The following is a 24,053-nucleotide window of genomic DNA, read 5'->3' as shown; positions in this document are numbered from 1 at the left end:
GCGGCCGGCAGGGGCAACGCTTTTGGAGTCGTTCTTGCGAAAAGGCATCGGCCATTTGAGCGGGTCATGGGCATGGCCTCCGTTGGAGATCTTTTTCATCGGAACGAAAGTCTTTGATTCGGCCTCACCGAAACCGACGAACTTCTTCTTGCTCTTCTTGAACATTTTGCTCCTCCTGTGCTCCGCCCTGAGGCGTGTTGTCTGTCTCGATTTAAAAAAGCCCTTGCCCGTATCATTCGGTCTTTCTCAGTGCCGGGCCTTCCTTTGGCCCTTGGCCCCTGAGAGCCCGGTCATGCCATCCATGGGCCTGGACATGAGACCCTCGACGGTGCCGATGAGGTCGGTTATCCTGAATGGCTTTTGCAGGCAGCTCAATTTGTGCTCCGTGATGGTCTCTCCCAGCTTGCCCGTAAGGCACCCTGTCATGAAAAGAAACCTCTCTTTAAGGCCCGGGCAGGCCTCCACGGCGTTTTCGTAAAATTCCACGCCGCCAAGCTCCGGCATGTTGACGTCGGAGATGACGAGGTCGTAGCTGCCGCGCCGGAGCCTCTCAAGGCCCTCAACACCCTGGCTGGCCGTATCTACCTGGTAACCTGCGACGCTCAAGACCTCCGTGCACAGGTCCCGTACGCTGTCGTCATCGTCGACGACGAGGATCTTCCTCGACGAGTTGAGCATGTCCATTTCCCTTTGCTGGTTTATATAATTTTCAATGCGCATCGGATTCGAATTTGTCAACGGATGAACTTCAGATTGAGCGACAGATTTTTAAAACGGCTCTTGAGGGAAGGTCTTGCCTTCGCAGGTATCCGTAAGGAAAATCCGTGCAGGGCTTTACACTGCTTCGCCTGGCCGTTGCAACAATTGAATGATAACAATTGCAGGAAGCATGCCATGGGAAGAGGTGACGGCTTTTGAGGGAAAATCGAAAAAAACAGAACTCACCAGGTTGAGCGAGGTGCGACGGTTGTTCAAACCTTTTTAGCGGATGGCGCTTAAAAGCTTTGCCTGCAAGGGGTTACTGGAGGTGCAACAAAAATCGCAGGTGCAAAAAATGTCTCAGGGGTTTTAGCGGATAATCAAAAAGGGAGGGGAACTTCCATACTTTCTGCCGGGTGCCTCTAAAAAATCAGTTGCCTGACAACTTAGCGGGCGTCTTTCCTCTTAAGCCTTTTATTGAGCGCCTGGCGCGTTATGCCAAGGAGGCTTGCCGCGATGCCCTGGTTGCCGTTGGCAAGCTTGAGGGCCTTCTCTATGAGGGCGTTCTCCGATTCTTTGAGGGTCGGGATGCGCTCTCCGGCAAGGAACGGGGAGGACTGGTCCCCGGCCATGGGCGCGGCAGCCGACGTCCTCTCCTGCCCGATGATATCCTTGAAGCTTTCCGTTGAGAGGACCCCGCCTTTATGCCTTGCGACGGCGTCGTAGACCATGGCCTGAAGCTCCCTTACATTGCCTGGGAAGCCGTAAGTAGACATCAGGGTGATAAGCTCCGGCGGAGGGGTCGGCTTCTTCTTTTTCATCGAGGCGGCCGCTTCAGCGAGGAAGTGATTGAGCAGGACCGGGATGTCGTCAAGCCGGTCTCTAAGCGGCGGGATGGATATCTGGTGAGCGCGGAGCCTGTAGTAAAGGTCCTTTCTGAAGCCACCCTCGGCTATGAGCCTCTGCAGGTCCTTGTTGGTTGCGACCACTATCCTGACGTCGCTCTTTTTCGGCACGTCCGAGCCGAGCGGGTAATACTTCTGCTCCTGGAGGAGCCGGAGGAGCTTCACCTGGGATGATTCCTTGGTGTCGCCTATCTCGTCAAGGAAGAGCGTGCCGCCCGCGGCAGAGGCGATAAGGCCCTCCCTCGCCTCATCGGCCCCGGTGTACGCCCCTTTTTTATGGCCGAAGAGCGTATCCGAGAACATGGTGTCATCAAGGCCGGCCACGTTCACGGCGACGAACTCGCCTTTCCTTCCGCTTATGTCGTGGACAGCCCTGGCAAAGAGCTCTTTGCCTGCCCCCGTCTCCCCCGTTATGAGGACCGGCTGAAGTGTGGCCGCTATGACCTCGACGTACTGGAAGACGGCCCTCATCTTCCTGTCTATGGTCATGATCGATGAGAAGGCCTCCTCGTGCTCGAGCTCGCCCTGAAGGAGATGGCGCTTGAGGGAGAGGACCTCGGCCTTGAGCGCGAAGAAGTCCATGGCCCTTTTAAGGCAGGTCTCGAACCTGCCGCGCTCAACGGGCTTGACGAGGTAATCGAAGGCGCCCGCCTTCATGCAATCCACAGCCTTCTCTATCTCGTTCACGGCCGTCATTATGATAACGGGCACCATGGGGTGGCTGTCGGCGATATCGGCGAGGAGCTTCTCCCCCGAGACATGCGGCATGGAGAGGTCGAGGACCACTGCGGCGACCTCCTGCTCCGCGAGAAGCGGCAGCACCTCCCTTGCGTCGTTGAGGGCGATGACCTGCTTCACCCCGGCGCTCCGGAGCATTATGCTGTAGCTCTTGAGTATCTGAGGCTCATCGTCCACAAGGAGGATGGGCAGAGGCGTCTTGGCGGACCTGGCTGTCATCGACTCGTTCCCTTCCTGATGCTTCTCTTCAAAACACTCGCTGGACTTGAAAAAAGCTTAAGCAGCCGAAGCACAGAAGTATACGTTATACAGAATCAGGGCTGAAAAGTAAATACGGCAAAGTGAAGCCCTTCCAGTGTCTTACGGGAAGGGCTTTCGCGCCGATTAAAACCCGGCTTTTCAGGCCTGCCTAACTCACTACCTTGAAGATGACATCATTAAGCTCGTCGATGGTAAAAGGCTTCCTGAGGGAATGAGTCCCCACCTCTGAAAGGAATGCCTGCGTCTCCCTGTTCATGCTGTCCCCGGAGATGAACACCATCTTTTTCAACGCCTCGGGCTTTACCGACTGCATCTCATTGTAGAAACCCCTGCCGCCGAGCCCCGGCATCTTTATGTCGCTGATTATGATGTCATAGTCGAGGCTGGCCGCTTTTTTAAGGGCCTCCTCGGCTGAAGAACACCTGTCCACGATGAAGCCGAAGCCGGTAAGGGACTCGTTCAGCAGGTCCAGCAGTATGGCCTCGTCGTCAAGGACAAGCGCCCTTTTTCCGTCGGCCCTCATCCTGACAGAGGGCGCGGGCGCCTCGGTATCGCCTGTGCATGAGGAGTCCTCGACTACCGGCAGCTCCACGATGAACGTGGTGCCGCCTCTAAGCCTGCTCGACGCGTAGATATTGCCGCCGTGCTCATGGATTATCCCGTAGGATATCGAAAGGCCAAGCCCGGTGCCCTTTCCCACCGCCTTGGTAGTGAAGAAGGGGTCGAATATCCTCGTCGCTATCTCTTCGGAGATGCCCTTGCCTGTGTCCTCGAAGCTTATGACCAACTTGCCGGAGGCGTGCCTGCTCGATATCTTTATCTTACCGGGCGCCCCGCTCTCTTTTATGGCGTCGCTCGCGTTGTTGATGATGTTCAGGAATACCTGCTGCACCTGGTTGGCGTCGACCATGGTCCATGGAGCGTTCTCCTCAAGGTCAAGCTCCACATGGATGTTGTCGAGCTTCAGTTGGTAGCCCCTGAAATCTATGCTGTCCCTTATTATCCGGTTCACGTCGCCGTAGGCCTTCTCCGGCCTTTTCCACCTCGCGAACGTAAGAAGGTTCTCTATTATCTTCTTGCACCGGTGCGAGGCGTCGTTGATCTTCCTGAGTTTCGAGCTGGCGCTCTCGCCGAGCTTGTCTTCCATGAGAAGCTCGGAGAAGCACATTATCCCGGTAAGGGGGTTATTGAGCTCGTGCGCGACACCTGAGACAAGCTCCCCGAGGGAGGATAGCTTGTCGGTCTGGATGAGCTTCTGCGTAAGGAGCTTCTTCTCCGTCACGTCCTGGACGTAGACGACAGCGTTCATCGGCTGGGCGACCCCGTCGAGAATAGGGTAGGACTGCCAGAGCAGAACCTTGCCGTCCGGGGTGGTGAACTCAGTCTCCGAGGGCTCGGCGGTGTCTATCGACCTCCTCACCGGGCAGCTCCTTGCCGGGGGCTCGAGCCCGAAGGCCGCGTAAATGTTCCTGCCCGCGGCTGAGGCCTGTGAAAGCCCTGCTGATTCGAGGAAAGACCTGTTCGCCTCGATTATCTTGTAGTCATAGCCCACCAGGAGTATGAAGTCACGGATGCTGTCGTATATGAGCCTCAGCTTGTTCCTCGCGTTCTTTAGCTCCTCTTCCTCCTTGACTATTATCCTGTTGGCGTTTTGCAGCTCGGAGTTCTTCCTGTCCAGGTCCTCGTTCAGGAGCTTGAGCTCCTCGTTTATGGCGTGCAGCTCCTCTGTCTGGCTCTGGGTCTCCTCATAGGCTACCTCGAGTTCTTCATTGGCTATCCTCAGCTGTTCGTTCAGTTCGGCCAGCTCGCTATTCTTGCTCTCTATCTCGACGAGGTAGCTGGCCTTTTCAGATTCCCTCCGGTTTACCTCGTCGGCCATCCTGTTAAACGACTTCGCGAGCACCGTTATCTCGTCTCCGGCCTCGCCCTCCTCCAGGTTGACCCTCACGCCCAGGTCGCCGCCGCCGTAAGCCGAAAGCTTCTCCTTCAGGTCCTTAAGCGGTTTGGTTATCCTGTAAGTAGACACTAAAGCGGCGACAAGAGAAAGGCTTAGCGCGATGAGCGTCACTACCGCTATGACCTGCTGGTTCTCCCTCTGTACCGCCCACATCCGCTCCTTCGATATCCCTACGTCGAGCGCCCCGATGACGTTGCCCCTGAAGTCCTTTATAGGCTCGAAGATGGAGATAAGGTTGAGCCCCGGGAGGGCCCATTCCATGAAAACGGACTTTCCTGCGGCCAGCTGCGAGAGCGTATCGCCGTCAAGGCGGGTGCCGCCCGCGCCCTTGCCGCCCGCGTCCGTGATATTGGTGGAGACCCTTACGCCGTCAGCGGATATGGTGGTAAAAAAACCAGGCATCTTGTAAGAGAGCATATCCGGCACGAAGCTATCCCCGTCGAGCACGTCAGCGGTCACTATGAAGCCGGCAACGGCGCCTTTATCGTCGAGGACCGGGGTTACGACCGTAAGGGCCAGCGCCGCGGGAGCGCCCCCGGCTTGCGCAACGCCCCTGTCCTTTGCCGGACGAAGCGCCTTTTCAGCGAGATCATCGCCCTCTAGCCTGATCATGGCCTCATCGAGGCGCTCGGTCGCCGTCTGAGGCTCCCTGGTCTCGAGCGCCTCCTTGACCATGCCGCCGAGCTGAAGCCTGTCGCCGTGATTGGCGCTATTGACCCTCGCTATCACCCTGCCGTCGGAATCGGTCACCGCCCAGATGTCGACGTACGGCCTCATCTGCTTCCAGGCGGACATTATGCCCTTCAAGTACGGCACGTTCTTCCCTGCCACCGCGCGCTTTATCTCGTTCATTGAGGCGGCCTGGAGCATGCCGTAGCGCATCTGCTCGCCACGGATGTAATACTCCGTCCACGCGGCCTTCATGCCGGTTGAAAGCTGGTCCCTGGCGTGCTCGATGAGCCTGGAATCGACGACCCTGTAGGAGATGAAGGCCAGCAGAAGCATGGGGGCGAGCACTACGGAGAGGAATACCACCGTGAGCTTGAAGCCGACCGGCTTCCTCGCGAAATGTCTTAAGACAGGGATCATCTGTTCTTCCTGTAGACATTAAGGCCGCGAACTACCGGGGTGTACCTGTCCGCGTATGGTCCGGGCAGCACCTCGGCCTTTCCCATCACCAATATACCGCCTTCCTTCAGCGCGTAATCGAGCTTCTGGAAGACCTTCTCCTGCAGGGCCTTGTTGAAGTAGATGAAGAGGTTCCTGCAAAGGAGTATGTTTACGCCCCTTATGGAGTGGTTCTGCACGATATCGAGCGTGCCGAACCTCACCGTGCCGCGCAGACCAGCGCCGACCCTGTGGAGCCCATCGGAAGGCATGAGGTACTTCTCCCTCAGCCCGCGCGGCACGTTCTGGACGGCTTCCTCCCTGTAGACGGCCCTGCGGGCCTGCTCCAGGGCTTCGCAGTCGATATCGGTAGCGAAGATACGGGACTCTGAAAGGACCTTCCGGCTCATCTGCTCAGAGAAGAGTATCCCGAGCGAATAGGCCTCCTCCCCGTAAGCGCAGCCGCAGCACCATGCCTTGGCCGGGGCACCGGAGAACTCGTCCCTTAACACCTTTTCTATGACGTCAAAGACCTCGGGCTCCCTGAAGAACTCGCTCACCTTTATGGTAAAGGCCGAGAAGAGCCTGTTATACTCGGACGGGTCATGGTCAAGTATCCGGGAGTATTCCTTGCATGAAGAGACCCTGCTGGAATGCAGGAGCTTCGAGAGCCTCCTGGAGAGGGTCGACCTTTTATAGTCGCGAAAATCCCAGCCCTTCGCGGCATAGACCTTTTCAAGCAGGCGCGTAAGGCCGTCATGCGGGATGACCGCTTTGTGTGTGAAGGTTTCGCTGTGGAGGATCCCAGGAAGAACGTTCATGGCTGCATATACCGCGCTTTATTGAGTATCCTGAAGCTGAGTCAATATTGTTTTATATCATGTAGCCGTTTTTTTTACAACCCCATGTTTAAAGGGGCTGGCGGAAGGCAGGGCCAAAAGCCCTTGAACAGAGTGCAGAGTATGGGCTATTATTGATAATGATAGCGATTCAAGGGGGTCAATATGCCGAATGACACCAAAAAAGGTGTTACGATAGTACTTTTCAGCGGCGACCTGGACAAGGCCATAGCCGCGTTTGTCATAGCCACCGCCGCCGCTTCCATGGGCATGCCGGTGAACATCTTCTTCACCTTCTGGGGGCTTAACGCCATAAAAAAGAAAGGCGGGCTCATAAAAGGGCAGAACTGGATGCAGAAGATGCTGAATATCATGAACTACGGCCACGCGAGGAGGCTCGCCATCTCGAAGCTCAATATGATGGGCATGGGCCCGGTGATGCTCAAGACGATGATGTCCATGAAAAGGGTGCCCGGCCTCGACGAGTTCATAAAGACCGCCGCCGCCCTTGGGGTAAGTTTCTATCCATGCGAGATGAGCATGACGGTGATGGGCTTGAGGAAAGAGGACTTCATAGGCGAGTGCCAGGATGTCATAGGCGCGGTCAGCTATATAGCGATGGCAAAAGAGAGCGATATCAACCTTTTCATATAAAGAGGGCGTATGAAAGATCTTTTGGTAGACAAAACACTGGACGCAAGGGGCTTGAGCTGCCCCATGCCGTCGGTCAAGACGGCCCTTACGCTCGAGGGGATGGCCACGGGACAGGTGCTCGTGGTGCTCACAGACGACCCGGTCTCGAAAAAAGACCTCCCTGTCTGGGCCCAGTCTACAGGCAACACCGTCCTCGGCGTAATGGAAGAGGAGAAGACCATAAAGATATTCCTCAAGAAGGGGTCATAGCCGCATGGCGAGGGTCTATCACCTTGACTTGGACAAAAAAGCCATAAAGGGCGCGAAGATAGCCCTCCTGCCCGGCGACCCGAAAAGGTCCGCCGTTATAGCCGGGGCGATATCAAAGGCCTATGGCGCGCGCTTCGCCATGATCGCGTCAAAAAGGGAGTTCACGACCTGCTTAACCGAGGCCATGGGACAAAAGGTGCTTGTTGCCTCCACCGGCATAGGTGGCCCATCGGCCTCCATAGCGGTAGACGAGCTGGCGCAGCTCGGGGTGACCACCTTCCTGAGGGTCGGGACGACAGGCGCGATACAAAACGGCGTCAAAAACGGCGACTGCGTCATCACGACCGGCTCCGTGAGGCTTGACGGCGCCTCGACACACTACGCCCCGATAGAGTTCCCGGCTGTAGCCGACTTCTCAGTAGTGGCCTCCCTTATAAGCGGGGCAAGGAAAGCGGGCGTCAGGTTCCACCTGGGGATAACGGCGTCGTCAGACACCTTCTACCCCGGCGAGGAGAGGACCGACGCGTTCATGAAGTACAAGTTGAGGAGGTTCCGGGGGGCAACGGCCGAATGGCGGGCGCTTCACGTCCTCAACTACGAGATGGAATCATCGACCATCCTTACCATGACATCGGCGATGGGCTTGAGGGGCGGCTGCATAACGGGGGTGGTAAACAAGGGGAGCACCGGAAAGATAACGCCGGAGGCATTGAGGATTGGCGAGGATAGCGCGGTAAGGGCCGCCGTAGCAGCCCTTGAGTTCCTGAAATTTCCCCCTTTTCTAAAGGGGGATGAAGGGGGATTATAAATAGGGGGATTGTAAATTTTTCAAAGATAATCTCCCCTGCCCCCTCTTTATGAAAGAGGGGTACCCCATCTTCGGCCCGCGCATAACCTCTCGTTCCACTTACCTCTTCGCGCGCCCCTTGAGCTTCATTACAAGCCAGCTCCTTTCCTTGAAAAGTATCAGGGCGTACCTGCCGGAGAGCCTCTTGCCCAGGATTTCGACCTCGATCCTGCCCTTATCCCAGGCCTCTGCAACGTAGGTCCCGCTGTCCCAGACCTCGACCTTGCCGGCCCCGTACTGCCCTTCCGGTATAACGCCTTCGAAATCAAAGTAACCAAGGGGATGGTCCTCGACCTCCACCGCGAGCCTCTTTATGCCGGGGGCCTCCGGCATGCCCTTCGGCACGGCCCAGCTCTTCAAGACCCCTTCCCGCTCAAGCCTAAGGTCATAGTGCAGGTGCCTTGCCTGGTGCCTGTGTATCACGTACTTCAGGGGCTTTTTCAAAAGAGCCTCCTACCGGTTGACAGTTCTCATTACCATGCTATTTTCAGATTATAGCGGCATCTTCGCCGTTGCTCAAATGAAAGGACGGAAATCGTGGGACAGCTCTTAGTGCTTCTCTTGACCGCCATAATTTTAACCGGATGCGCCCCGGTCATCTCGAAGGAGACGTTAAGCGGCATTGACAGGACTCTCGCCTTCAAGGAGATAGCGCGCTCGCCCGCCTCTTATGTGGGCAAACAGGTCGTCTTCGGAGGCAGCATCCTGAATGTCGAGAACGAGGAGAACAAGACCATCATCGAAGTCCTGCAGGAAGGGCTCAACTCGCAGCTCAAGCCCGTAGTACGGGAAGAATCAGCCGGAAGGTTCCTGGTCGAAATCGAAGGCTTCCTGGACCCGGCTATCTATTCAGTCGGAAAGGGATTGACGGTAGCGGGAGAGGTAGTCAGGACAGAGAAGATGAAGCTCGGAAAGGGGAGCTACACCTATCCGGTCATAAGGCCACGGGAGTATCATCTATGGGAGCCCGGCGGCTACGGCAGGGAGCCCTCTATAGGGATCGGCATAGGGCTGGGCTATACCCACATAGACTAACAGGCTGCTGAAAAAGGCCGATCTGCAATATCGGCTACCCCCCGCTTGCGAAAGGTGTTTTAAGGAAGGCGCGCACCATGTCCGGGTCGAACTGGGTGCCTGAGCACCTCTTGAGCTCGGCTATTATTACCTCCATGCTCTTCCCCTTCCTGTAAGGCCTGTCGGCGCTCATGGCGTCGACCGTGTCGGCCACGGCAAGTATCCGCGCCATAAGGGGTATCTGGGTACCCTTAAGGCCCTCAGGATAACCGTTTCCGTCGTAGAACTCGTGATGGTGCTTTATAGCCGGCACTATATCCTGCATCTGCCTTATCGGGGCGAGTATGTCGGCGCCCTTCTGCGGGTGCCTTCTTATTATCTCGATCTCGTCGTCGGTAAGCTTCCCGGGCTTGTCGAGGATCGCCTCATAGGTCCCGAGCTTCCCGATATCGTGGAGGCGCCCGGCAAGCTCCAGGGCATGAAGGTCCTGCTCCGTAAAGCCCATCTGGCGGCCTATGTCGAGGGCGTACTTCGTGACCCTGTCTGAATGGCCCTTTGTCCACGGGCTCTTCGCGTCTATAGCCTCCGAAAGTGTTCTCACGATGCCGATGAAAAGCTCGCTCAGGTCGGTTAAAAGCCTCGAGTTCTCGAGCGCGACGCCTATCTGGGAGGCAAGTTTTTCGATAACGGAGAGGTCCTCCGAGGTGAAGGCCGCCTTTCTCCTGGCGCCGACGCTCAGCACGCCGACGATCTCCATCCTTACCGAGAGCGGCACCCTCAGGTGCGAAAGGAAGCCCTCCGCGAAAAAACCCTCTTCAAGGGGAAGGCGCGCCGATTCGGCCGTATCGGAGACGAACTGCGGCCTCCCGGTCCTCACTACCTCTGTCGAGGTGGTGTCCTTAAAAGGCACGAAACTGCCCTTCTGGAGCTGGATGCCGAAGCCGGCCTCGTAGACGAACCCGCCCCTTTCCCGGTCTATGAGGGCTACCGTCGCCCTGTCGCAGGATACTATCTTTGATACCATCCTCGCGGCTATTTCAAGTATCTCTTTGGGCTTGAGGGTCGAGAGTATGGATTTGTCTATCTCGTTCATCACCCTTATCGTCTCTGCCTTCCGGGACAGGTCCAGGGCCTTGTCTATCGATTCCCGGTAGAGCTTCGCCTCGTCGAGGGCCGTTGAGACCTGGTAGGAGATGCCTCCGAGGACCTCCCTGTCCCTGTCGGTAAGCCCGGGGGCATACCTCGGGCGGTCTCCGGAATAAAGGCAGAGGAGCACCCCAAGCCATTCTTCCTTCCTGATGAGCGGGATCAGTACGAGGGTGCCAAGACCCGGTATCCAATCGAAAGGCGCGGGAACATCCCCATCGAATATCTCTACAACCGGGCCTTTGTCCGCAAGGGCCTTTTGAAGGACCTGGGTATCGGGTTCAAGCGAGCTTATGCTGAAAACCGGAGAAACATCGGCGCCGAGCCCTGTTTGCGCTGACGGCTGGAAAGACTCGCGCTTTCTGTCCCAAAGGTACGCAAGGCAGTAATCGGTCTCCATTATCCTGCCGAGACAGTCCACCACGTGCTCCATCAACTTCTCGATATCTGTCGTGTGAGCCGTGGCAAAGGATATCATGAGGAGATGCTTTGAGAGCACCATCTCCTCTTCCATCCTGCGGGACGTCTCCTTAAGGTCCTTGAAGAGCTTGGCGTTCCTTATATAGACGGCGGTCTGGTTGGCGAAGGTCTGGAGGAACTGGACCTCCCGTTCAGGGAACTCGTCTTTAGAGCTATAGACGCTCAATATGGCTATCGGCCTGCCGCTTTCGATTATAGGGAAGGCCGCGGCAGACCTGTAGCCGCGCCGCAAGGCCTCCTGCCTCCATGGGGCGAACCCCTCGTCGGCCTCTATATTGTTCTGCACCTCCGGCCTGCCGGACTTTACAGCCCTGCCTGAAGGGCCGTTCGCCGAAGGCGAGTCGTCAAATGTCACCCTTATGGCCGCGAGATAGCCGTCTTCAAGGCCGGCGTGCGCCTTCGGGGCTATCTCCCTGGTCTCATGGTCCAGCAGCCCTATCCACGCCATCCTGTGGCCCAGGGCTACGGCGGTCTCGCATATCTTCTCCAGCCTGAAGTCAAGGTCCAGGTCTGTCATCTCCCTGGAGAACTCGTACAGGATACTCTCCTTGCCGGCGGCCCTCTTCTCTTCGGTAATATCCTCAAGCACGTGCACGGATGTCGTCTGAAGTCCGCTTATGGGATAGAACCTGATCCTGTATATCCTGTCGATCTCAAGTACCGAGATCTCCTCTTCGCCCAGATGCGGTCCATTGTCATTCATTATCCCCTTGCAGGTGGCAAACGGCCCTTCCATCCTGGGGAAGACCTCGAAATACCTCTTCCCGATTATCTCCTTGAAAGGCATGCCTGCCAGGAGCTTATAGGCCCTGTTGCACTTCAATATCCTCATATCCTCGTCATGGATGAGGATCGGCTCCAGGATACTGTCGAAGGTGGTCTCCCATTCCTTTTTCGATTTCAGGAGGCCTTCGGCGTACTCGTTATTGTCCTCAAGGAGATAGAGCATGGCCCTGCGGGTCCTCTCGAACTCCCGCTCCCTCTCGTTCGCCTTCTCTATCTCTTCTTTGAGCCTTTCTATCTCGGCCAGAGGGTCGTCTATCCGGGCCAGCTTGTCCATTTTAAAATTTCTCCTCTGGACCCTTTGCGGGCACGCCCTCGAGCTTCGCCACGGTCTCCTTTAGCTCCTTTATCCTGAACTCCCTCTCAACCGTAGCCTTCCTGAACCTCTCAAGCTCTTCGACCCTTTCGCTCAAGGCCTCTTCCGACTTCTTCCGCCCGGTAATATCGGTGGCCATGGCGAGCGCCCCGGCGTACTCGCCTGCCTCATCAAGATACGGAGCGCCTGAGACCAGGACCCATAGCGCGGAGCCGTCATTCCTTCTGAGCCTGATCTCATACTGGTCCCTTTCCCCCCTTTTACTTGCCTCCAGCCTGGCCCCGCAGACCTTCCGCTCCTCTTCGTCCATGAACTCGAAGATATGCCGGCCTTTCACCTCATCTACAGAGTACCCTAGCATTCCGGCCATCTTCCGGTTCACGAAAAAGACCCTGTTGGCCTTGTCGAGTATCCAGATGCCTTCTTCAGCGGTCTCAACGATATCGCGGTATCTGTTTTCGCTCGCCCTCAGAAGGGCTTCCGCGCTCCCGAGCTTCATGACAACAGATTGGACGTATAGGCTGAAAGACAGGATAAGAGAAAAGATGAAGGCCCTCATCCATAACTCATTCGGGTCTGAAGGCACTAAAATACCTATTACGCCTGGGTTTGTGTCAGCGTCGAAGACTAAACGATGGAGCGTGCCCTCGAAAACCCAGAAGATCACGGCGACGAGGGTGCCGGTAATGGCTATCTTGTACGGGACTTTACGAAGGCTTTTCAATGGGCATCTACAATTAAATATAATTATCTCTATTTTATTTAACTTAAATGCGAGATCCCTTGAACGCGATCAAGTGATTTTAAAGATATGGCTTTGCCGCTGAAGAGGTTTCAGGAAGTGGTCGGATCAAACAGAGGTGGATAAAGCAGCCGGTGGCCGTCAATGGCGTGTTCATTTGCGGCGATACAACTTGTAAGTACCTTTACTCTTTAAGAGGCGGACTCCTTTCGGGCCTTCAAGCCAGAATTCATTCTGGCCGTATTATAGCAGAATTCAACTATTTGAGGTAAGAACTTTTCTTCAGGCCTTTGCCGCGACAGAGGCCGCCTTCTTTTTCATCTCGGAGATGGTCCGGGCGTAGTCGGGGGTAGAGAATATGCCTGAGCCTGAAACGAAGACGTCCGCGCCGGCTGCCGCGGCTACATCGATGTTCCCGGCCTTTATGCCGCCGTCCACCTCAAGCTCGATCCTTCTTCCCGAAGAGGCTATCCTGGCGGCAACGGCCCTGATCTTTACGATGCTCGACGGTATGAAGCCCTGGCCGCTGAAGCCCGGGTTCACCGACATGACGAGTATCAGGTCGGCGTCGTCCATTACCGCTTCCAGCGCATTGACCGGGGTGCCCGGGTTTATGGAGACCCCGGCCTTCAAGCCGTGACCTTTTATGGCCTGCAATACCTTGTTGAGGTGCTTCGTGGCCTCCACGTGGACGGTTATGATGGAGCTTCCGGCCCTGGCGAAATCGTCTATATACCTCTCCGGCTCCTCTATCATGAGGTGGACGTCGAGAGGGAGCTTCGTCCCCCTCCTTATCGCCTCGACTATGAAAGGGCCTATGGTGATATTGGGCACGAACCTGCCGTCCATCACGTCCACGTGCACGTAATCCGCGCCGCCGTCCTCTAAAGCCTTAAGCTCGTCCGCAAGCCTCGTGAAATCAGCCGAAAGTATCGAAGGGGATATCTTCATCGCCACCTTGCCCTGTGTTGGTCTGCAAACGCTCGTTCAAGGCAATTTTTAACAGATTAAAGACGCTTTGTCCACCCGTAAATCAGCAGTACAGAGGGCTTTTGCATGTGAGCACCTGCTCGGCCCTTGTCCCTGATCTATAAACGGTCACACCCTTGCAGCCGAGCCTCCACGCGGCAAGATATGCCTCCCGCACGTCGGCGACCGTCGCTTCAGGCGGCAGGTTTATGGTCTTGGAGACGGCGTTGTCGGTATGCTTCTGGAAGGCCGCCTGCATCCTTATATGGTCCACCGTGGGGATCTCGTAAGCGGTGACGAATATCTCCTTTACGCGCTCCGGCACCTCGTCCCTCTCCTTTATATCGCCCCCGTTCGAGACATGCTCTATGAGGCTTTCGTTGTAGAAGCCCTCTTCCATCGCGACCTCTGCCACAAGCGGGTTTACCTCCGGTATCCTCACCCCATTGAGCACCTGCCTTATGTAGCTCAGCGAAAAGAAGGGCTCTATGCCCGAAGAGCATCCGGCGATGATGCTTAAAGTGCCGGTCGGCGCGATAGTGGTGACGGTGGCGTTCCTGACCGGCTCCACCCCCGCCTTGTCGAAGACGCTCCCCTTTATATTAGGGAAGGGGCCACGCTCCCTGGCAAGGGCGCGTGAGGCCCCCCATGCCCTCGCGCTTATGTACCTCATCACCTCTTCGGCCAGAGCGAAGCTCTCCTCGCTTCCGTACCGGATGCGCAGGCGCACAAGGAGGTCGGCGAATCCCATGACGCCCAGGCCTATCTTCCTGTTTGCCTTCGCCATCGCGTCTATCTCGGCCGTCGGGTACCTGCTCATCTCGATGACGTTATCGAGGAAGCGCACCGCAAGGGATACGGTCGCGGCGAGCTTTTCCCAATCGAGCACCCACCTGCCGCCGAACTCCCTTACCATCCTGCCAAGGTTTATCGACCCCAGGTTGCAAGGCTCGTAACTCAGTAGCGGCTGCTCGCCGCACGGGTTTGTCGCCTCGAACCGGCCGATATGCGGCGTCGGGTTGGCGCTCTCTATACGGTCTATGAAAAGGACCCCCGGCTCCCCGCTCTTCCACGCGCATTCGGCTATGCGCCCGAAGACTTCATCAGCGCCGACCTTTCCGGCCGGCCTGCCGGTCCTCGGGTTCACAAGCTCGTACTCTGCGCCCTCTTCGAGCGCCTTCATGAACGCGTCCGTCACCGCCACAGAGAGGTTAAAGTTGGTGAACTCGGCAGGGTCTTCCTTGACGGTTATGAACTGCATTATGTCCGGGTGGTCCACCTTGAGGATGCCCATGTTCGCGCCCCTTCGGGTACCTCCCTGCTTTATCGCCTCTGTGGTCGCGTTAAATACCCGCATGAAGGATACCGGCCCGCTGGCAAGGCCTCCGGTGGAGCTTACCAGGTCGTCCGCCGGCCGGAGCCTCGAGAAGGAAAAACCGGTCCCTCCTCCCGACTGGTGTATGATGGCGGTATCCTTTACGGCATCGAATATCGATTCGAGCGAATCTCCGACAGGCAGGACAAAGCAGGCCGCGAGCTGCTGAAGCCTCCTTCCGGCGTTCATGAGGGTCGGGGAGTTAGGGAGGAACTCAAGCGCGGAGATGAGGGAGCAGAAGGCCTCTTCGTAGCCCCCTTCATCGCCATTGTTTCCGAAGAGCGGCTCTGCCTTGGCGATATTCGAGGCTACCCTCCTGAACATATCCTCAGGGGTCTCGATGACACGGCCGGATTCGTCCTTTTTAAGGTACCGCCTCTCCAGAACGGTAAGGGCGCCTGGCGAAAGCCTCACTGCCATGATCTACTCCGGTCCAGAGTAATTTCAGGTTTCAGGATGCGGAATGCGGAATATTGCTAAAACCAGTTTATCAGCGAAGGAACCTGCGCGCAAGCAGGCAGGTCTGGGCAGGAAGGTCAGCGGGACGCCGCCGCGGAATCAAGCTCGGCGATGGTGGATGAGATGATATCACGGGTCACCATGCCTGAGTGCACGCGCAAAACCGTTCCGTCTCTTCCAATGAAGTAGGTGACGGGTATGAAGCTTATCTTGTAATCATCGGCAATCTGGCCGGTGGCGTCAATGCCTGTGGGGAAAGTAAGGCCGAACTTTCTGACGAACTCCCTCGCCGCGGCCTCTGTATCGTCTACGGCTATACCGACGAACCGGACTCCGCTGCCGCCAAGGTCTTTCCAGGCGGCCTCGATCTCCGGGGCTTCTATCTTACATGGGCCGCACCAACTCGCGAAGAAGTTAAGTACCACGAGAGAGCCGCGAAGCCCCTGCAATGAGACCTCTCTTCCATCGAAGGCGGTGAACTTAAAGGGGATGGCCTGGGCGGGGGTAACTTGAGCGGCGGAGACCGCAGCCTCTTTTTTCTCTTCTTTCCGGCAGCCGTAGAGCGAGGCTCCGAGGATGACAAGTATAAGGAAGGCGCTTTTAAGGAGAACTCCGCGCGCATTTGTGCGATGAAGCATTTCGGACCCCGTCGTTTGATGCGTTATTTTATCTTTAATCAGCGTCTTTTACAAGAAAAAGGCAAAAAAAAGGGCAGGCCAGGACTGGCCTGCCATGCAAGGTCCTGTGGCCTTTAAAGACCCTTGTCGATAAGGTCCTTTATCTGGTTTTTCGGCACCGCCCCCACGAGCTGGTCGATGACCTTCCCGCCCTTGAAAAGTATGAGGGTCGGTATGCCCCTTACGCCGTACTTGCCGGGGGTCGCCGGGTTATCGTCCACGTTCATCTTGGCCACCCTGATCTTGCCGGAATACTCCTGCGCCATTTCCTCAACGAGCGGAGCGATAGCCCTGCAAGGGGCGCACCAGCTCGCCCAGAAATCCACGAGGGCGGGGACATCGGATTTGAGCACCATGGATTCGAAAGTGGAATCAGTTACGTTTATTATGTTTTCACCCATTTTCTTCTATCGCTCCCTTCAAACTTAACAGCCTTTTCCCAAGCCTTCGCCTGGCTGGCTGATTTAAGCCCGTATGTTTATAAAAACCTGTAAGGAATATAATCCAACGCCCAATATGTGTCAACTTAATTTGTCCCGGAGCTCTTTTACACTTGACAGCAAAATACCTTTTCGGGAAAATATAGCGGCCATGAAGAATGAGACAGTTCTACAGCTGCTTGAAGACGCCGCCGAACGGCTCGATATAAAGCTCTCGTATGAGGACCTCCGCAAGGGGGAGGTCTCAACACCGGGAGGACTCTTCCTGCTCCGGGGCGAGAAGAGGATAATAATACACAGGGGCCTGCCCCCGGCGGACAGGGTCGAGGTACTGGCCGAGATCCTCTCCGGGGTGGACTCCACCGGCGTACATCTGCCCCCCGAGGTAAGGGAGAGGCTTGAGAAGGCCAGGCTTAAGTTGGTCCCCGAGGCGGCCAGGGCCTGAACTCACAATCGACACGCATCCACCTCCCGCTCATAATCCGCGCACGAAACACACTTGTAATCCTCCTGTTCCAGGCCCTTCAGAAGGCCGCTTACGCTTTTGCTACAGGCCGTCCGGCGATATATACGGGACGCCGGTTTACGTTGACTCTGTATAACTCAAATGCTATTATAACAAGCGGCAGAGTAGCTTTGAGCAGCGGGCTTCCGTCGAGCCCACAACCGCCAGCCGTAAGGCGCCAATCAGGCCCCGTTTGATCCACTCCAAAGAACGGGCCGGTCGGAGGTCCAGTCGTGAAAGACCAAAATTATCTCAAGAAATTGATGCTGCCCGCCTTCGCGGCCGTCTTCCTGCTCCCTTCATTTGCTACGAAGGCCCCTGCCAAGGAACCCAACGGCCACAAGGCAAGCCACAGGCCCGGCAGCACGGGCGATGCCTATTACTTCTATACCGCCGCCCAGATGCTCAGGAAGGCCGGCAACCTCCCCGGCGCCATAGACTTCTACAGGAGGGCCATCGAGAAAGACCCCGGCTCGGCGCTCCTGTACTCGGAGCTCGGCGGACTTTACATGGGCTCCGGCGACTTTGAGAGCGCCAGAAAACTCCTTGAGACGGCTATCGAAAAAGAACCCGATTACGCGCCGCCATACGCCTCGCTCGCCGAGATACAGGCCATGCTCAAGGACAACGCCGCGGCGGCGCTTAACTACGGCAAGGCCATAGAGCTCGACCCTTCCAATACCAAGAACTACCTGATGCTCAGCTCCATCCACGTCAAGGCGAAGGAATACGACAAGGCCGTAGATGCGCTCAAGCGCCTCCTTGCGGAGAACCCCGACTCGGTGATGGCCTATTATTATCTCGCCAAGACCGAGTTCGACAGGGGCAACTACTCCATGGCGGCCGAGCATTACCAGCAGGCGCTGGCCATCAACTCGCATTTCGGGACGGTCTACTTCGAGCTCGGCATCACCTACGAGCTCGACAAGAAGACGGACAAAGCTATCGAGACCTATAAAAAGGGCATCGAGCTCATGCCCAACGACGCGGGCATGCTTACGCGCCTTGGCACCCTTTTCATCCAGCAGAACATGCTCGACGAGGCCCTGAAGCAGTTTGGCGAGCTTGAGAAGAACGATGACACCAGGCTCGACGCGATGGTCAAGACAGGCCTCATCTACTTCGAGAAGAAGAACTTCGACGAGGCCGCGGCCAAGTTCGCCGGAATACTTTCGGCCAACCCCGACCTTCACAGGGTCCGCTATTACCTCGGCACCACCTACGAGGAGAAGGGGGACCTCGCCAGCGCCGCCGCCGAGTTCAGCAAGATACCGGAGAAGGACACAAGCTTCATAGACTCCAAGATACACCTCGCGTACATCTACGAGCGCCAGGGAAGGCTCGATAACACCATAAGCGAGCTCAAGGAGGCCATCAGGGTAAGGGGCGAAAGTGTAGAGCTATTGAGGCTCCTCGCGTCGATATACCGCGACTCGAAGAAGTACGGCGAATCTATCGACAGCCTCGATCGGGCGGTCAAGATCAAGCCTGACGACCCTGAGCTCTACTTCCTCCTTGGAGTCGTCTACGACGAGGCGAAGATAGAGGACAAGGTGCTCTCGTCGATGTTCAAGGTCCTTGACCTCGACCCGGCCCACGCCAACGCGCTCAACTACATAGGCTATGCCTACGCTGAAAAAGGGATACAGCTCGACAAGGCCGAGGAGTTCATAAAGAAGGCGCTGGAGCTTAAGCCCGATAGCGGCCATATCCTGGACAGCCTCGGATGGGTATACTTCAAGAAGGGCGAGACCGCAAAGGCCATAGCGGAACTTGAGAAGGCCCTCAAATTCTTGCCGGAAGACCCGATAGTAAACGAGCACATCGGGGACGCGTATCTGAAGCACAACAACAAACAGAAGGCGCTTTCCGCCTACGAGGCGGCGCTTCGCACAAACCCCGGGAACGCCGACCTGCAGGGCAAGCTCGACCGGCTCAAGGAAGAGTTCAAGGCGAGCAAGTGAGGGCGCGGCACAGGCTCTCTGTCCTTACAGTACTGGTCTTCATCGCAGGCTGCGCCGGAGTTAAACCGCCAGAAAAACCCGATCTCCCGGGACTGGTCCCATCGTCTTTAAGGGCAGAGGCCACGGTTGAGATAAAAAGGGCCTTCTCCGTAGTCGGCCGGGCCCGTGTCCTGGCCAAGAGCCCGGCCTCTTTCAGGGTCGAGGTCTTTGGCCCCTTCGGGCAGACCGCCGCCCTTCTTGGAAGCGATGGCGAGACCATCTACATGCTCACCGACGAAGGGGTGGTGGAGTACGGCAGGGACGCCACCTTAAAAGATGGTGAGATACCTTACCCGCTAAAACCGGAAGAGATAGTATCCTTTCTCCTCGGAACCCCTCTTGCTGAAAGCGAAAACGGCAGACAGGCCACAGAGGCCTCAAGGGACGAGTACGGCCGCCTGAAGTCATTTACCAGAGACGTCGAAGGCCGCCCCCCGCTCAAGGTCGCCATAGAAGACTACAGGGTGATTTCCGGCGCGAACATACCCGGCAAGATCACCATAGATGACGGCAAAAGGAGCGTTATGATAAGGTACAGGGAGATCGAGGTCAACCCGGGGCTCGATGAAGAGGCCTTCAGGTTTACGGGGGCCGGGACGGCTGAAAGTAATAAAGTTGACTAAAAAACTGGGATATGGTATAAAAAGTTATACTTTTTTCCCCTCTCTAAAGGATCTTCATGTCTAAAATCATTGCCGACATCTTCAAAACAGGCGAACTCGCCGTATATCCTGCCCATGGCGTAGGCATGATAATGGGCGTGGAGACGAGGGAAGTGTCGGGGTTACACAAGAACTTCTACATCATAAAGATCCTCGACACCGAAGCCACCATAATGGTCCCCACCGATACGGCCTCTACAGTAGGGCTCCGCAAGATCGTTAAAAAGTCGATGGTCCCGAAGATATACGACATATTGAAGGACCGCACGGACGTCTGCCTTGACAACCAGACCTGGAACAGGAGATACCGGGAGTATACGGACAAGATCAAAAGCGGCTGCGTCATGGAAGTCGCGCGAGTGCTGAGGGACCTTTACATCCTCAAGTATGACAAGGAACTCTCCTTCGGCGAGCGCAGGATGCTGGACACCGCCAAGAACCTCCTCGTAAAAGAACTCTCGATAGCCAGGAACGTCCGGGAGGAGAAGGTCGAGGAAGAGCTTGTCCGCTTGATGCAGCGCTGAAGGGAGGTCCCCCGGTGTATCTTCTGATGCGTTCCCTGCTGGTGATATTCGCCGCTGCCAGCGGGTACCTTATAGTACTCCACATATTCGACAACACCCTCGCCTTCGCCGGCCTCGCAAGCGGCCTCCTCATATCCGTATTAGCCCTCATATTCGAAAAACGCGTCCGGAGGACTCCGTTAAGGATCGTCCTCGGCGGCGCCATCGGCCTTATCCTCGGCCTCACCATCGCCAACCTCCTCACATATCCGCTGATGCTCAAGTTCAAGAGCGGATACGTCGAGCTTGCGGTCTATCTCGTCACCAACATCATCGTCGGCTACCTGGGCCTCAGCGTCGGGATGAAAAAGGGGGACGAGTTCGACTGGCACAAGACGGTGAAGCAATTTACCGAGCACAGAAACGCTGAGGCCGCGCCAAGGTCGGCCTCTCCGCTTGTGATTGACACGAGCGTGATAATCGACGGCAGGATAGCCGAGGTCTGCGAAACTGGCTTCATCGACACGTCCATCATCGTCCCGCAGTTCGTGCTGCGCGAGCTACAGCATATAGCCGACTCCCCTGACGCCATAAAGAGGACCCGCGGCAAAAGGGGCCTTGACGTCCTCAAGCAGATACAGGCCAACGAAAAGACCGTAGTCGAGATAACGGACAAGGACTTCCCGGATATAAAGGAGGTCGACTCAAAGCTCGTTGCCCTGGCGAAGGAATCGGCTGCGAGGATACTCACGAATGACGCCAACCTCCACAAGGTGGCGGAGCTGCACGGCGTCAAGGTCCTCAACATGAACAAGCTCGCCACGGCCATGAAGCCAGTGGTGCTTCCCGGGGAGGCCCTCCACATCCTGGTGCTGAAGGAAGGCAAGGAGCACGGCCAGGGGGTGGGCTACCTCGAAGACGGCACCATGGTCGTAATAGACAACGGGCGCGAGTTCGTGGGCAAGACCATAGACGTGGCGATAACGAGCGTGCTGCAGACCACCGGAGGGCGCATGATATTCTCGAAGGTCAAGGAGGAATCGAAGAAGGCAGTATACCAGTAATACCCCTCCCGGCTTACCGCATCCAGCCCAAAAATCGCTTTTCATGTCATTGAAATAATATTAAACTGTCCGATCATAACGATATTCCCAGGCCTGAAAGAATGAATGTATCGCCGGAGAAGATAAAGACGCTCGCCATAATACCATCCGCTGGCATGGGGCGCAGGATGGGGTCGCTTAAGAAAAACTACCTCATGCTCCTCGGCAGGCCGGTGCTGGCCTGGACGATAGAGGCGTTCGAGCGTTCGTCCATCGATTCCATGATCATAGTCGTACCCCCGTCAGATGAAGAGTTCTGCAGAAGGTCCATCGTAGAGGCTTACGGCTTCAGGAAGGTCTCCGCTATAATCCCCGGCGGGGCCGAACGGCAGGACTCCGTTGAAAACGGCCTGGCCGCTGCCGGCGACGAGTTCGGAGTCATACTTGTGCACGACGGCGCCAGGCCGCTTGTCACAACGGATATCATAGAAGATACCATCAAGGCCGCTTCTGAGAGCGGCGCCGCGATAGCGGCTGTCCCTGTAAAGGACACGATAAAAGAGGCTGCGGGCGGTCTTGTCAAGGCTACACTTGCAAGAGAATCCCTCCTGTCGGCGCAGACCCCTCAGGGCTTTAAAAGCCAGGTCCTTAAAGAGGCCTTCAGAAAGGCCAGAGAGAGCGCGTTTTCAGGCACTGACGAAAGCTCGCTTGTAGAGCGGACGGGCCACCCGGTGCGGGTAGTCCATGGCTCTTACGAGAATATCAAGATAACCACCCCTGAAGACCTGGCCATAGCCGAGTGCATATTAAAATACAGGACGGCAAACAAATGAGAGTAGGCTTCGGATACGACGTACACAGGCTTGTGGATGGCAGGCCCCTTATACTGGGAGGTGTCGTGGTGCCTTTCGAAAAAGGGCTTCTCGGCCACTCTGACGCGGACGTGCTCCTGCACGCCATAATAGACGCCCTCATCGGCGCCGCTGGCCTGGGGGACATAGGCAAGCACTTCCCGCCGACCGACCAGAGGTGGAAAGACGCCTCAAGCCTCGACCTCCTCGCCAGGACCGCCTCCTTGATAGATGGCAAGGGGTTCAAGACAGGCAACCTCGATTCCACCATAGTCTGCCAGTCGCCGAAGCTGCTTGGGTTTATCCCCGGCATGGTCTCGAATATCTCCCGTGTCCTCAAATGCGGCGAGGCACAGGTGAACGTCAAGGCAAAGACAGAGGAAGGGCTTGGCTTCACCGGGAGCGGCGACGGCATAGCCGCCTACGCGGTAGCGATGATCACGGCGAAAGAGGGTTGATGAGGACCGTCCGGACAAGGTTCGCGCCAAGCCCCACAGGCGCGCTCCATCTGGGGAACGCGAGGACAGCGCTCTTCAACTGGTTCTTCGCGCGCCGCCACGGCGGCAGCTTCATACTGAGGATCGAGGATACGGATATCGCCCGTTCGCTTTCCAGCTTTGAGGCGGCCATATGCGACGACCTCAAGTGGCTCGGCCTCGTCTGGGACGAGGGCCCTGACATAGGCGGAGGATACGGCCCATACAGGCAATCGGAGAGGCTTTCGATCTACAGCGGCAAGGCCGAACAGCTCATAGGCGAAGGCAAGGCTTACCGGTGCTACTGCACGAAAGATAGGCTTCAGGAGCTGAAGGCGGCTCAGGCGGCCGCCGGAGCGCCTTCAAGGTATGACGGCAGGTGCAGGGAGCTCGTCAATCCTCCTTCCGTGGAGCCTTCTGTAGTCAGGTTCCTGGTCCCCCGGAAAGAGGTCGCCTTCACCGACCTCGTACACGGCCCATTGAAGTTCGACACAAGCGCCTTCGGGGACTTCGTCATAATAGGCTCTGACGGCGTCGCCTCATATAACTTCGCCGTCGTAATAGATGACGCCATGATGGAGGTCTCACACGTAATAAGGGGGGACGACCACCTCTCGAACACCCCGAGGCAGCTCCTCTTGTTCGAGGCCATGGGATTAAAAACCCCGGCGTTCAGCCACGTGCCGCTGGTGCTCGGCGCTGACAGGACGCCCTTGAGCAAGCGCCACGGGGAATTCTCCGTCAAGGGGCTCCGCGACGGCGGCTACCTGCCCGAGGCGGTAATAAACACTGTAGCCAGGCTCGGCTGGGACCCTGGTGTTGGCGCCGTCGGCCTTGAGGAGATGTCGCATCTCTTCTCTTTGGATAAGCTTTCGAGGTCCGCCTCCGCGTTCGACGAGGGCAGGCTCAAGTCTTTCAATAAAGAGGCGATACAGAAAAGAAGCGGAGACGGCCTTGCCGCCCTGATGGGCCCTGGCGCCGGGAGCGCCGCGCTCATAGACGCGCTCAAGGGCAACGCCTCAACCTTAAAAGAGCTTGAGGGCCTGTTGGAGCCTTTCACAACCGGGCCACGGATAGGAGAGGCCGAGCAAGCCGAGCTGTCAGAAGAGTACGCCAGGAAGGTCTTGAGCTCGTTACTCTCTGAGCTTGAAAGGGCTACTTCCCTCGACGAAGGCTCATGCAAGTCGGTAATAGAGGCTGTAAAGAACGCGACCGGCGAGAAGGGCAGGAGGCTCCTGATGCCCATAAGGCTCGCCCTCACCGGGAGACACGAGGGCATAGAGCTTGCCAGGGTCATGAAGCTTCTCGGCAGGGACGAAATGATAAGAAGGCTTAAGAAGTCAGAAAAATGAG

The 24,053-nt window shown here is 56.8% G+C and carries 23 protein-coding genes; 12 read left to right on the top strand and 11 right to left on the bottom strand.

Annotation, left to right across the window (positions count from 1 at the left end; all coding sequences use genetic code 11):
• Positions 1-246 precede the first annotated feature (246 nt).
• The 4 genes from A2V21_310070 to A2V21_310055 all read right to left on the bottom strand — a co-directional run bounded on the left by A2V21_310070 (position 247) and on the right by A2V21_310055 (position 6,488).
• Positions 247-684: a hypothetical protein gene (locus A2V21_310070; protein ID OIJ74575.1), complete on the bottom strand. Its 438-nt coding sequence runs from the start codon at positions 682-684 to the stop codon at positions 247-249.
• A 461-nt stretch (positions 685-1,145) separates the two neighbouring features.
• Complete coding sequence (locus A2V21_310065; protein OIJ74574.1) at positions 1,146-2,561, bottom strand: two-component system response regulator; 1,416 nt, start codon at positions 2,559-2,561, stop codon at positions 1,146-1,148.
• A gap of 190 nt (positions 2,562-2,751) precedes the next feature.
• Positions 2,752-5,649 carry a hypothetical protein gene (locus A2V21_310060; GenBank protein ID OIJ74573.1) on the bottom strand — a complete coding sequence of 966 codons (2,898 nt, stop codon included), beginning with the start codon at positions 5,647-5,649 and terminating at the stop codon, positions 2,752-2,754.
• Complete coding sequence (locus A2V21_310055) at positions 5,646-6,488, bottom strand: hypothetical protein (protein ID OIJ74572.1); 843 nt, start codon at positions 6,486-6,488, stop codon at positions 5,646-5,648. Before A2V21_310055 ends, A2V21_310060 begins: the two co-directional genes overlap by 4 nt.
• Positions 6,489-6,671: 183 nt before the next feature.
• Here A2V21_310055 and A2V21_310050 point away from each other — a divergent pair, with 183 nt between their 5' ends.
• The 3 genes from A2V21_310050 to A2V21_310040 are packed head-to-tail and all read left to right on the top strand — an operon-like array spanning position 6,672 to position 8,217.
• Positions 6,672-7,160 carry a hypothetical protein gene (locus A2V21_310050; protein OIJ74571.1) on the top strand — a complete coding sequence of 163 codons (489 nt, stop codon included), beginning with the start codon at positions 6,672-6,674 and terminating at the stop codon, positions 7,158-7,160.
• Between the two features lie 9 nt (positions 7,161-7,169).
• A complete protein-coding gene (locus A2V21_310045; GenBank protein OIJ74570.1) occupies positions 7,170-7,409 on the top strand; it encodes a hypothetical protein in 240 nt (79 codons plus the stop codon).
• A gap of 4 nt (positions 7,410-7,413) precedes the next feature.
• Positions 7,414-8,217 (top strand): uridine phosphorylase, encoded by an 804-nt coding sequence (locus A2V21_310040; protein OIJ74569.1) that lies wholly within the window; start codon positions 7,414-7,416, stop codon positions 8,215-8,217.
• A gap of 99 nt (positions 8,218-8,316) precedes the next feature.
• Here the strand turns inward: A2V21_310040 and A2V21_310035 are convergent, their stop codons facing one another.
• A complete protein-coding gene (locus A2V21_310035) occupies positions 8,317-8,700 on the bottom strand; it encodes an ATP-dependent DNA ligase (GenBank protein ID OIJ74568.1) in 384 nt (127 codons plus the stop codon).
• A gap of 93 nt (positions 8,701-8,793) precedes the next feature.
• Between A2V21_310035 and A2V21_310030 the strand changes: the two genes are divergently transcribed.
• On the top strand, positions 8,794-9,291 hold the full coding sequence (locus A2V21_310030; GenBank protein OIJ74567.1) for a hypothetical protein: 498 nt from the start codon (positions 8,794-8,796) through the stop codon (positions 9,289-9,291).
• 34 nt (positions 9,292-9,325) lie between these two features.
• Here the strand turns inward: A2V21_310030 and A2V21_310025 are convergent, their stop codons facing one another.
• From A2V21_310025 to A2V21_310000, 6 genes are all read right to left on the bottom strand, one after another.
• Complete coding sequence (locus A2V21_310025) at positions 9,326-10,363, bottom strand: hypothetical protein (GenBank protein ID OIJ75148.1); 1,038 nt, start codon at positions 10,361-10,363, stop codon at positions 9,326-9,328.
• 1,594 nt (positions 10,364-11,957) lie between these two features.
• Positions 11,958-12,719: a hypothetical protein gene (locus tag A2V21_310020; GenBank protein ID OIJ74566.1), complete on the bottom strand. Its 762-nt coding sequence runs from the start codon at positions 12,717-12,719 to the stop codon at positions 11,958-11,960.
• Positions 12,720-13,019: 300 nt separating this feature from the next.
• A complete protein-coding gene (locus A2V21_310015) occupies positions 13,020-13,688 on the bottom strand; it encodes a ribulose-phosphate 3-epimerase (protein ID OIJ74565.1) in 669 nt (222 codons plus the stop codon).
• A gap of 82 nt (positions 13,689-13,770) precedes the next feature.
• Positions 13,771-15,501, bottom strand: coding sequence for a ribonucleoside-diphosphate reductase, adenosylcobalamin-dependent (locus A2V21_310010; GenBank protein OIJ74564.1), 1,731 nt, complete (start codon positions 15,499-15,501; stop codon positions 13,771-13,773).
• A 116-nt stretch (positions 15,502-15,617) separates the two neighbouring features.
• Positions 15,618-16,178: a hypothetical protein gene (locus tag A2V21_310005; protein ID OIJ74563.1), complete on the bottom strand. Its 561-nt coding sequence runs from the start codon at positions 16,176-16,178 to the stop codon at positions 15,618-15,620.
• A 113-nt stretch (positions 16,179-16,291) separates the two neighbouring features.
• Positions 16,292-16,618 carry a thioredoxin gene (locus A2V21_310000; GenBank protein ID OIJ74562.1) on the bottom strand — a complete coding sequence of 109 codons (327 nt, stop codon included), beginning with the start codon at positions 16,616-16,618 and terminating at the stop codon, positions 16,292-16,294.
• Between the two features lie 190 nt (positions 16,619-16,808).
• Here A2V21_310000 and A2V21_309995 point away from each other — a divergent pair, with 190 nt between their 5' ends.
• From A2V21_309995 to A2V21_309960, 8 genes are all read left to right on the top strand, one after another.
• Positions 16,809-17,102, top strand: coding sequence for a hypothetical protein (locus A2V21_309995; GenBank protein ID OIJ74561.1), 294 nt, complete (start codon positions 16,809-16,811; stop codon positions 17,100-17,102).
• A 293-nt stretch (positions 17,103-17,395) separates the two neighbouring features.
• Positions 17,396-19,126, top strand: coding sequence for a hypothetical protein (locus A2V21_309990; protein OIJ74560.1), 1,731 nt, complete (start codon positions 17,396-17,398; stop codon positions 19,124-19,126).
• Positions 19,123-19,788 carry a hypothetical protein gene (locus A2V21_309985; protein ID OIJ74559.1) on the top strand — a complete coding sequence of 222 codons (666 nt, stop codon included), beginning with the start codon at positions 19,123-19,125 and terminating at the stop codon, positions 19,786-19,788. The genes A2V21_309990 and A2V21_309985 overlap by 4 nt, the downstream gene beginning before the upstream one ends.
• 56 nt (positions 19,789-19,844) lie before the next feature.
• The gene (locus A2V21_309980) at positions 19,845-20,351 is read left to right on the top strand and encodes a CarD family transcriptional regulator (GenBank protein OIJ74558.1); all 507 of its coding nucleotides are present in this window, start codon (positions 19,845-19,847) and stop codon (positions 20,349-20,351) included.
• A 26-nt stretch (positions 20,352-20,377) separates the two neighbouring features.
• The gene (locus A2V21_309975; protein OIJ74557.1) at positions 20,378-21,394 is read left to right on the top strand and encodes a hypothetical protein; all 1,017 of its coding nucleotides are present in this window, start codon (positions 20,378-20,380) and stop codon (positions 21,392-21,394) included.
• A gap of 101 nt (positions 21,395-21,495) precedes the next feature.
• A complete protein-coding gene (locus A2V21_309970; GenBank protein OIJ74556.1) occupies positions 21,496-22,206 on the top strand; it encodes a 2-C-methyl-D-erythritol 4-phosphate cytidylyltransferase in 711 nt (236 codons plus the stop codon).
• The gene (locus A2V21_309965; protein OIJ74555.1) at positions 22,203-22,682 is read left to right on the top strand and encodes a 2-C-methyl-D-erythritol 2,4-cyclodiphosphate synthase; all 480 of its coding nucleotides are present in this window, start codon (positions 22,203-22,205) and stop codon (positions 22,680-22,682) included. The genes A2V21_309970 and A2V21_309965 overlap by 4 nt, the downstream gene beginning before the upstream one ends.
• The gene (locus tag A2V21_309960) at positions 22,682-24,052 is read left to right on the top strand and encodes a glutamate--tRNA ligase (GenBank protein OIJ74554.1); all 1,371 of its coding nucleotides are present in this window, start codon (positions 22,682-22,684) and stop codon (positions 24,050-24,052) included. The genes A2V21_309965 and A2V21_309960 overlap by 1 nt, the downstream gene beginning before the upstream one ends.
• Position 24,053: the final 1 nt, after the last annotated feature.

Source organism: Deltaproteobacteria bacterium GWC2_55_46 (genome assembly GCA_001595385.3).
In the GTDB taxonomy this organism is placed as follows: domain Bacteria; phylum Desulfobacterota; class GWC2-55-46; order GWC2-55-46; family GWC2-55-46; genus UBA5799.
This window is presented reverse-complemented; position numbering and strand designations above follow the sequence as displayed.

Coding starts and splice junctions, on each gene's coding strand:
- A2V21_309980 (OIJ74558.1), top strand. CDS start 19,845: ATGTCTAAAATCATTGCCGACATCTTCAAAACAGGCGAACTCGCCGTA.
- A2V21_310025 (OIJ75148.1), bottom strand. CDS start 10,363: ATGAACGAGATAGACAAATCCATACTCTCGACCCTCAAGCCCAAAGAG.
- A2V21_309995 (OIJ74561.1), top strand. CDS start 16,809: ATGAAGAATGAGACAGTTCTACAGCTGCTTGAAGACGCCGCCGAACGG.
- A2V21_309960 (OIJ74554.1), top strand. CDS start 22,682: ATGAGGACCGTCCGGACAAGGTTCGCGCCAAGCCCCACAGGCGCGCTC.
- A2V21_310000 (OIJ74562.1), bottom strand. CDS start 16,618: ATGGGTGAAAACATAATAAACGTAACTGATTCCACTTTCGAATCCATG.
- A2V21_310060 (OIJ74573.1), bottom strand. CDS start 5,649: ATGATCCCTGTCTTAAGACATTTCGCGAGGAAGCCGGTCGGCTTCAAG.
- A2V21_310050 (OIJ74571.1), top strand. CDS start 6,672: ATGCCGAATGACACCAAAAAAGGTGTTACGATAGTACTTTTCAGCGGC.
- A2V21_310070 (OIJ74575.1), bottom strand. CDS start 684: ATGGACATGCTCAACTCGTCGAGGAAGATCCTCGTCGTCGACGATGAC.
- A2V21_309970 (OIJ74556.1), top strand. CDS start 21,496: ATGAATGTATCGCCGGAGAAGATAAAGACGCTCGCCATAATACCATCC.
- A2V21_310005 (OIJ74563.1), bottom strand. CDS start 16,178: ATGCTTCATCGCACAAATGCGCGCGGAGTTCTCCTTAAAAGCGCCTTC.
- A2V21_310055 (OIJ74572.1), bottom strand. CDS start 6,488: ATGAACGTTCTTCCTGGGATCCTCCACAGCGAAACCTTCACACACAAA.
- A2V21_310015 (OIJ74565.1), bottom strand. CDS start 13,688: ATGAAGATATCCCCTTCGATACTTTCGGCTGATTTCACGAGGCTTGCG.
- A2V21_309975 (OIJ74557.1), top strand. CDS start 20,378: ATGCGTTCCCTGCTGGTGATATTCGCCGCTGCCAGCGGGTACCTTATA.
- A2V21_310010 (OIJ74564.1), bottom strand. CDS start 15,501: ATGGCAGTGAGGCTTTCGCCAGGCGCCCTTACCGTTCTGGAGAGGCGG.
- A2V21_310045 (OIJ74570.1), top strand. CDS start 7,170: ATGAAAGATCTTTTGGTAGACAAAACACTGGACGCAAGGGGCTTGAGC.
- A2V21_309965 (OIJ74555.1), top strand. CDS start 22,203: ATGAGAGTAGGCTTCGGATACGACGTACACAGGCTTGTGGATGGCAGG.
- A2V21_310040 (OIJ74569.1), top strand. CDS start 7,414: ATGGCGAGGGTCTATCACCTTGACTTGGACAAAAAAGCCATAAAGGGC.
- A2V21_310065 (OIJ74574.1), bottom strand. CDS start 2,561: ATGACAGCCAGGTCCGCCAAGACGCCTCTGCCCATCCTCCTTGTGGAC.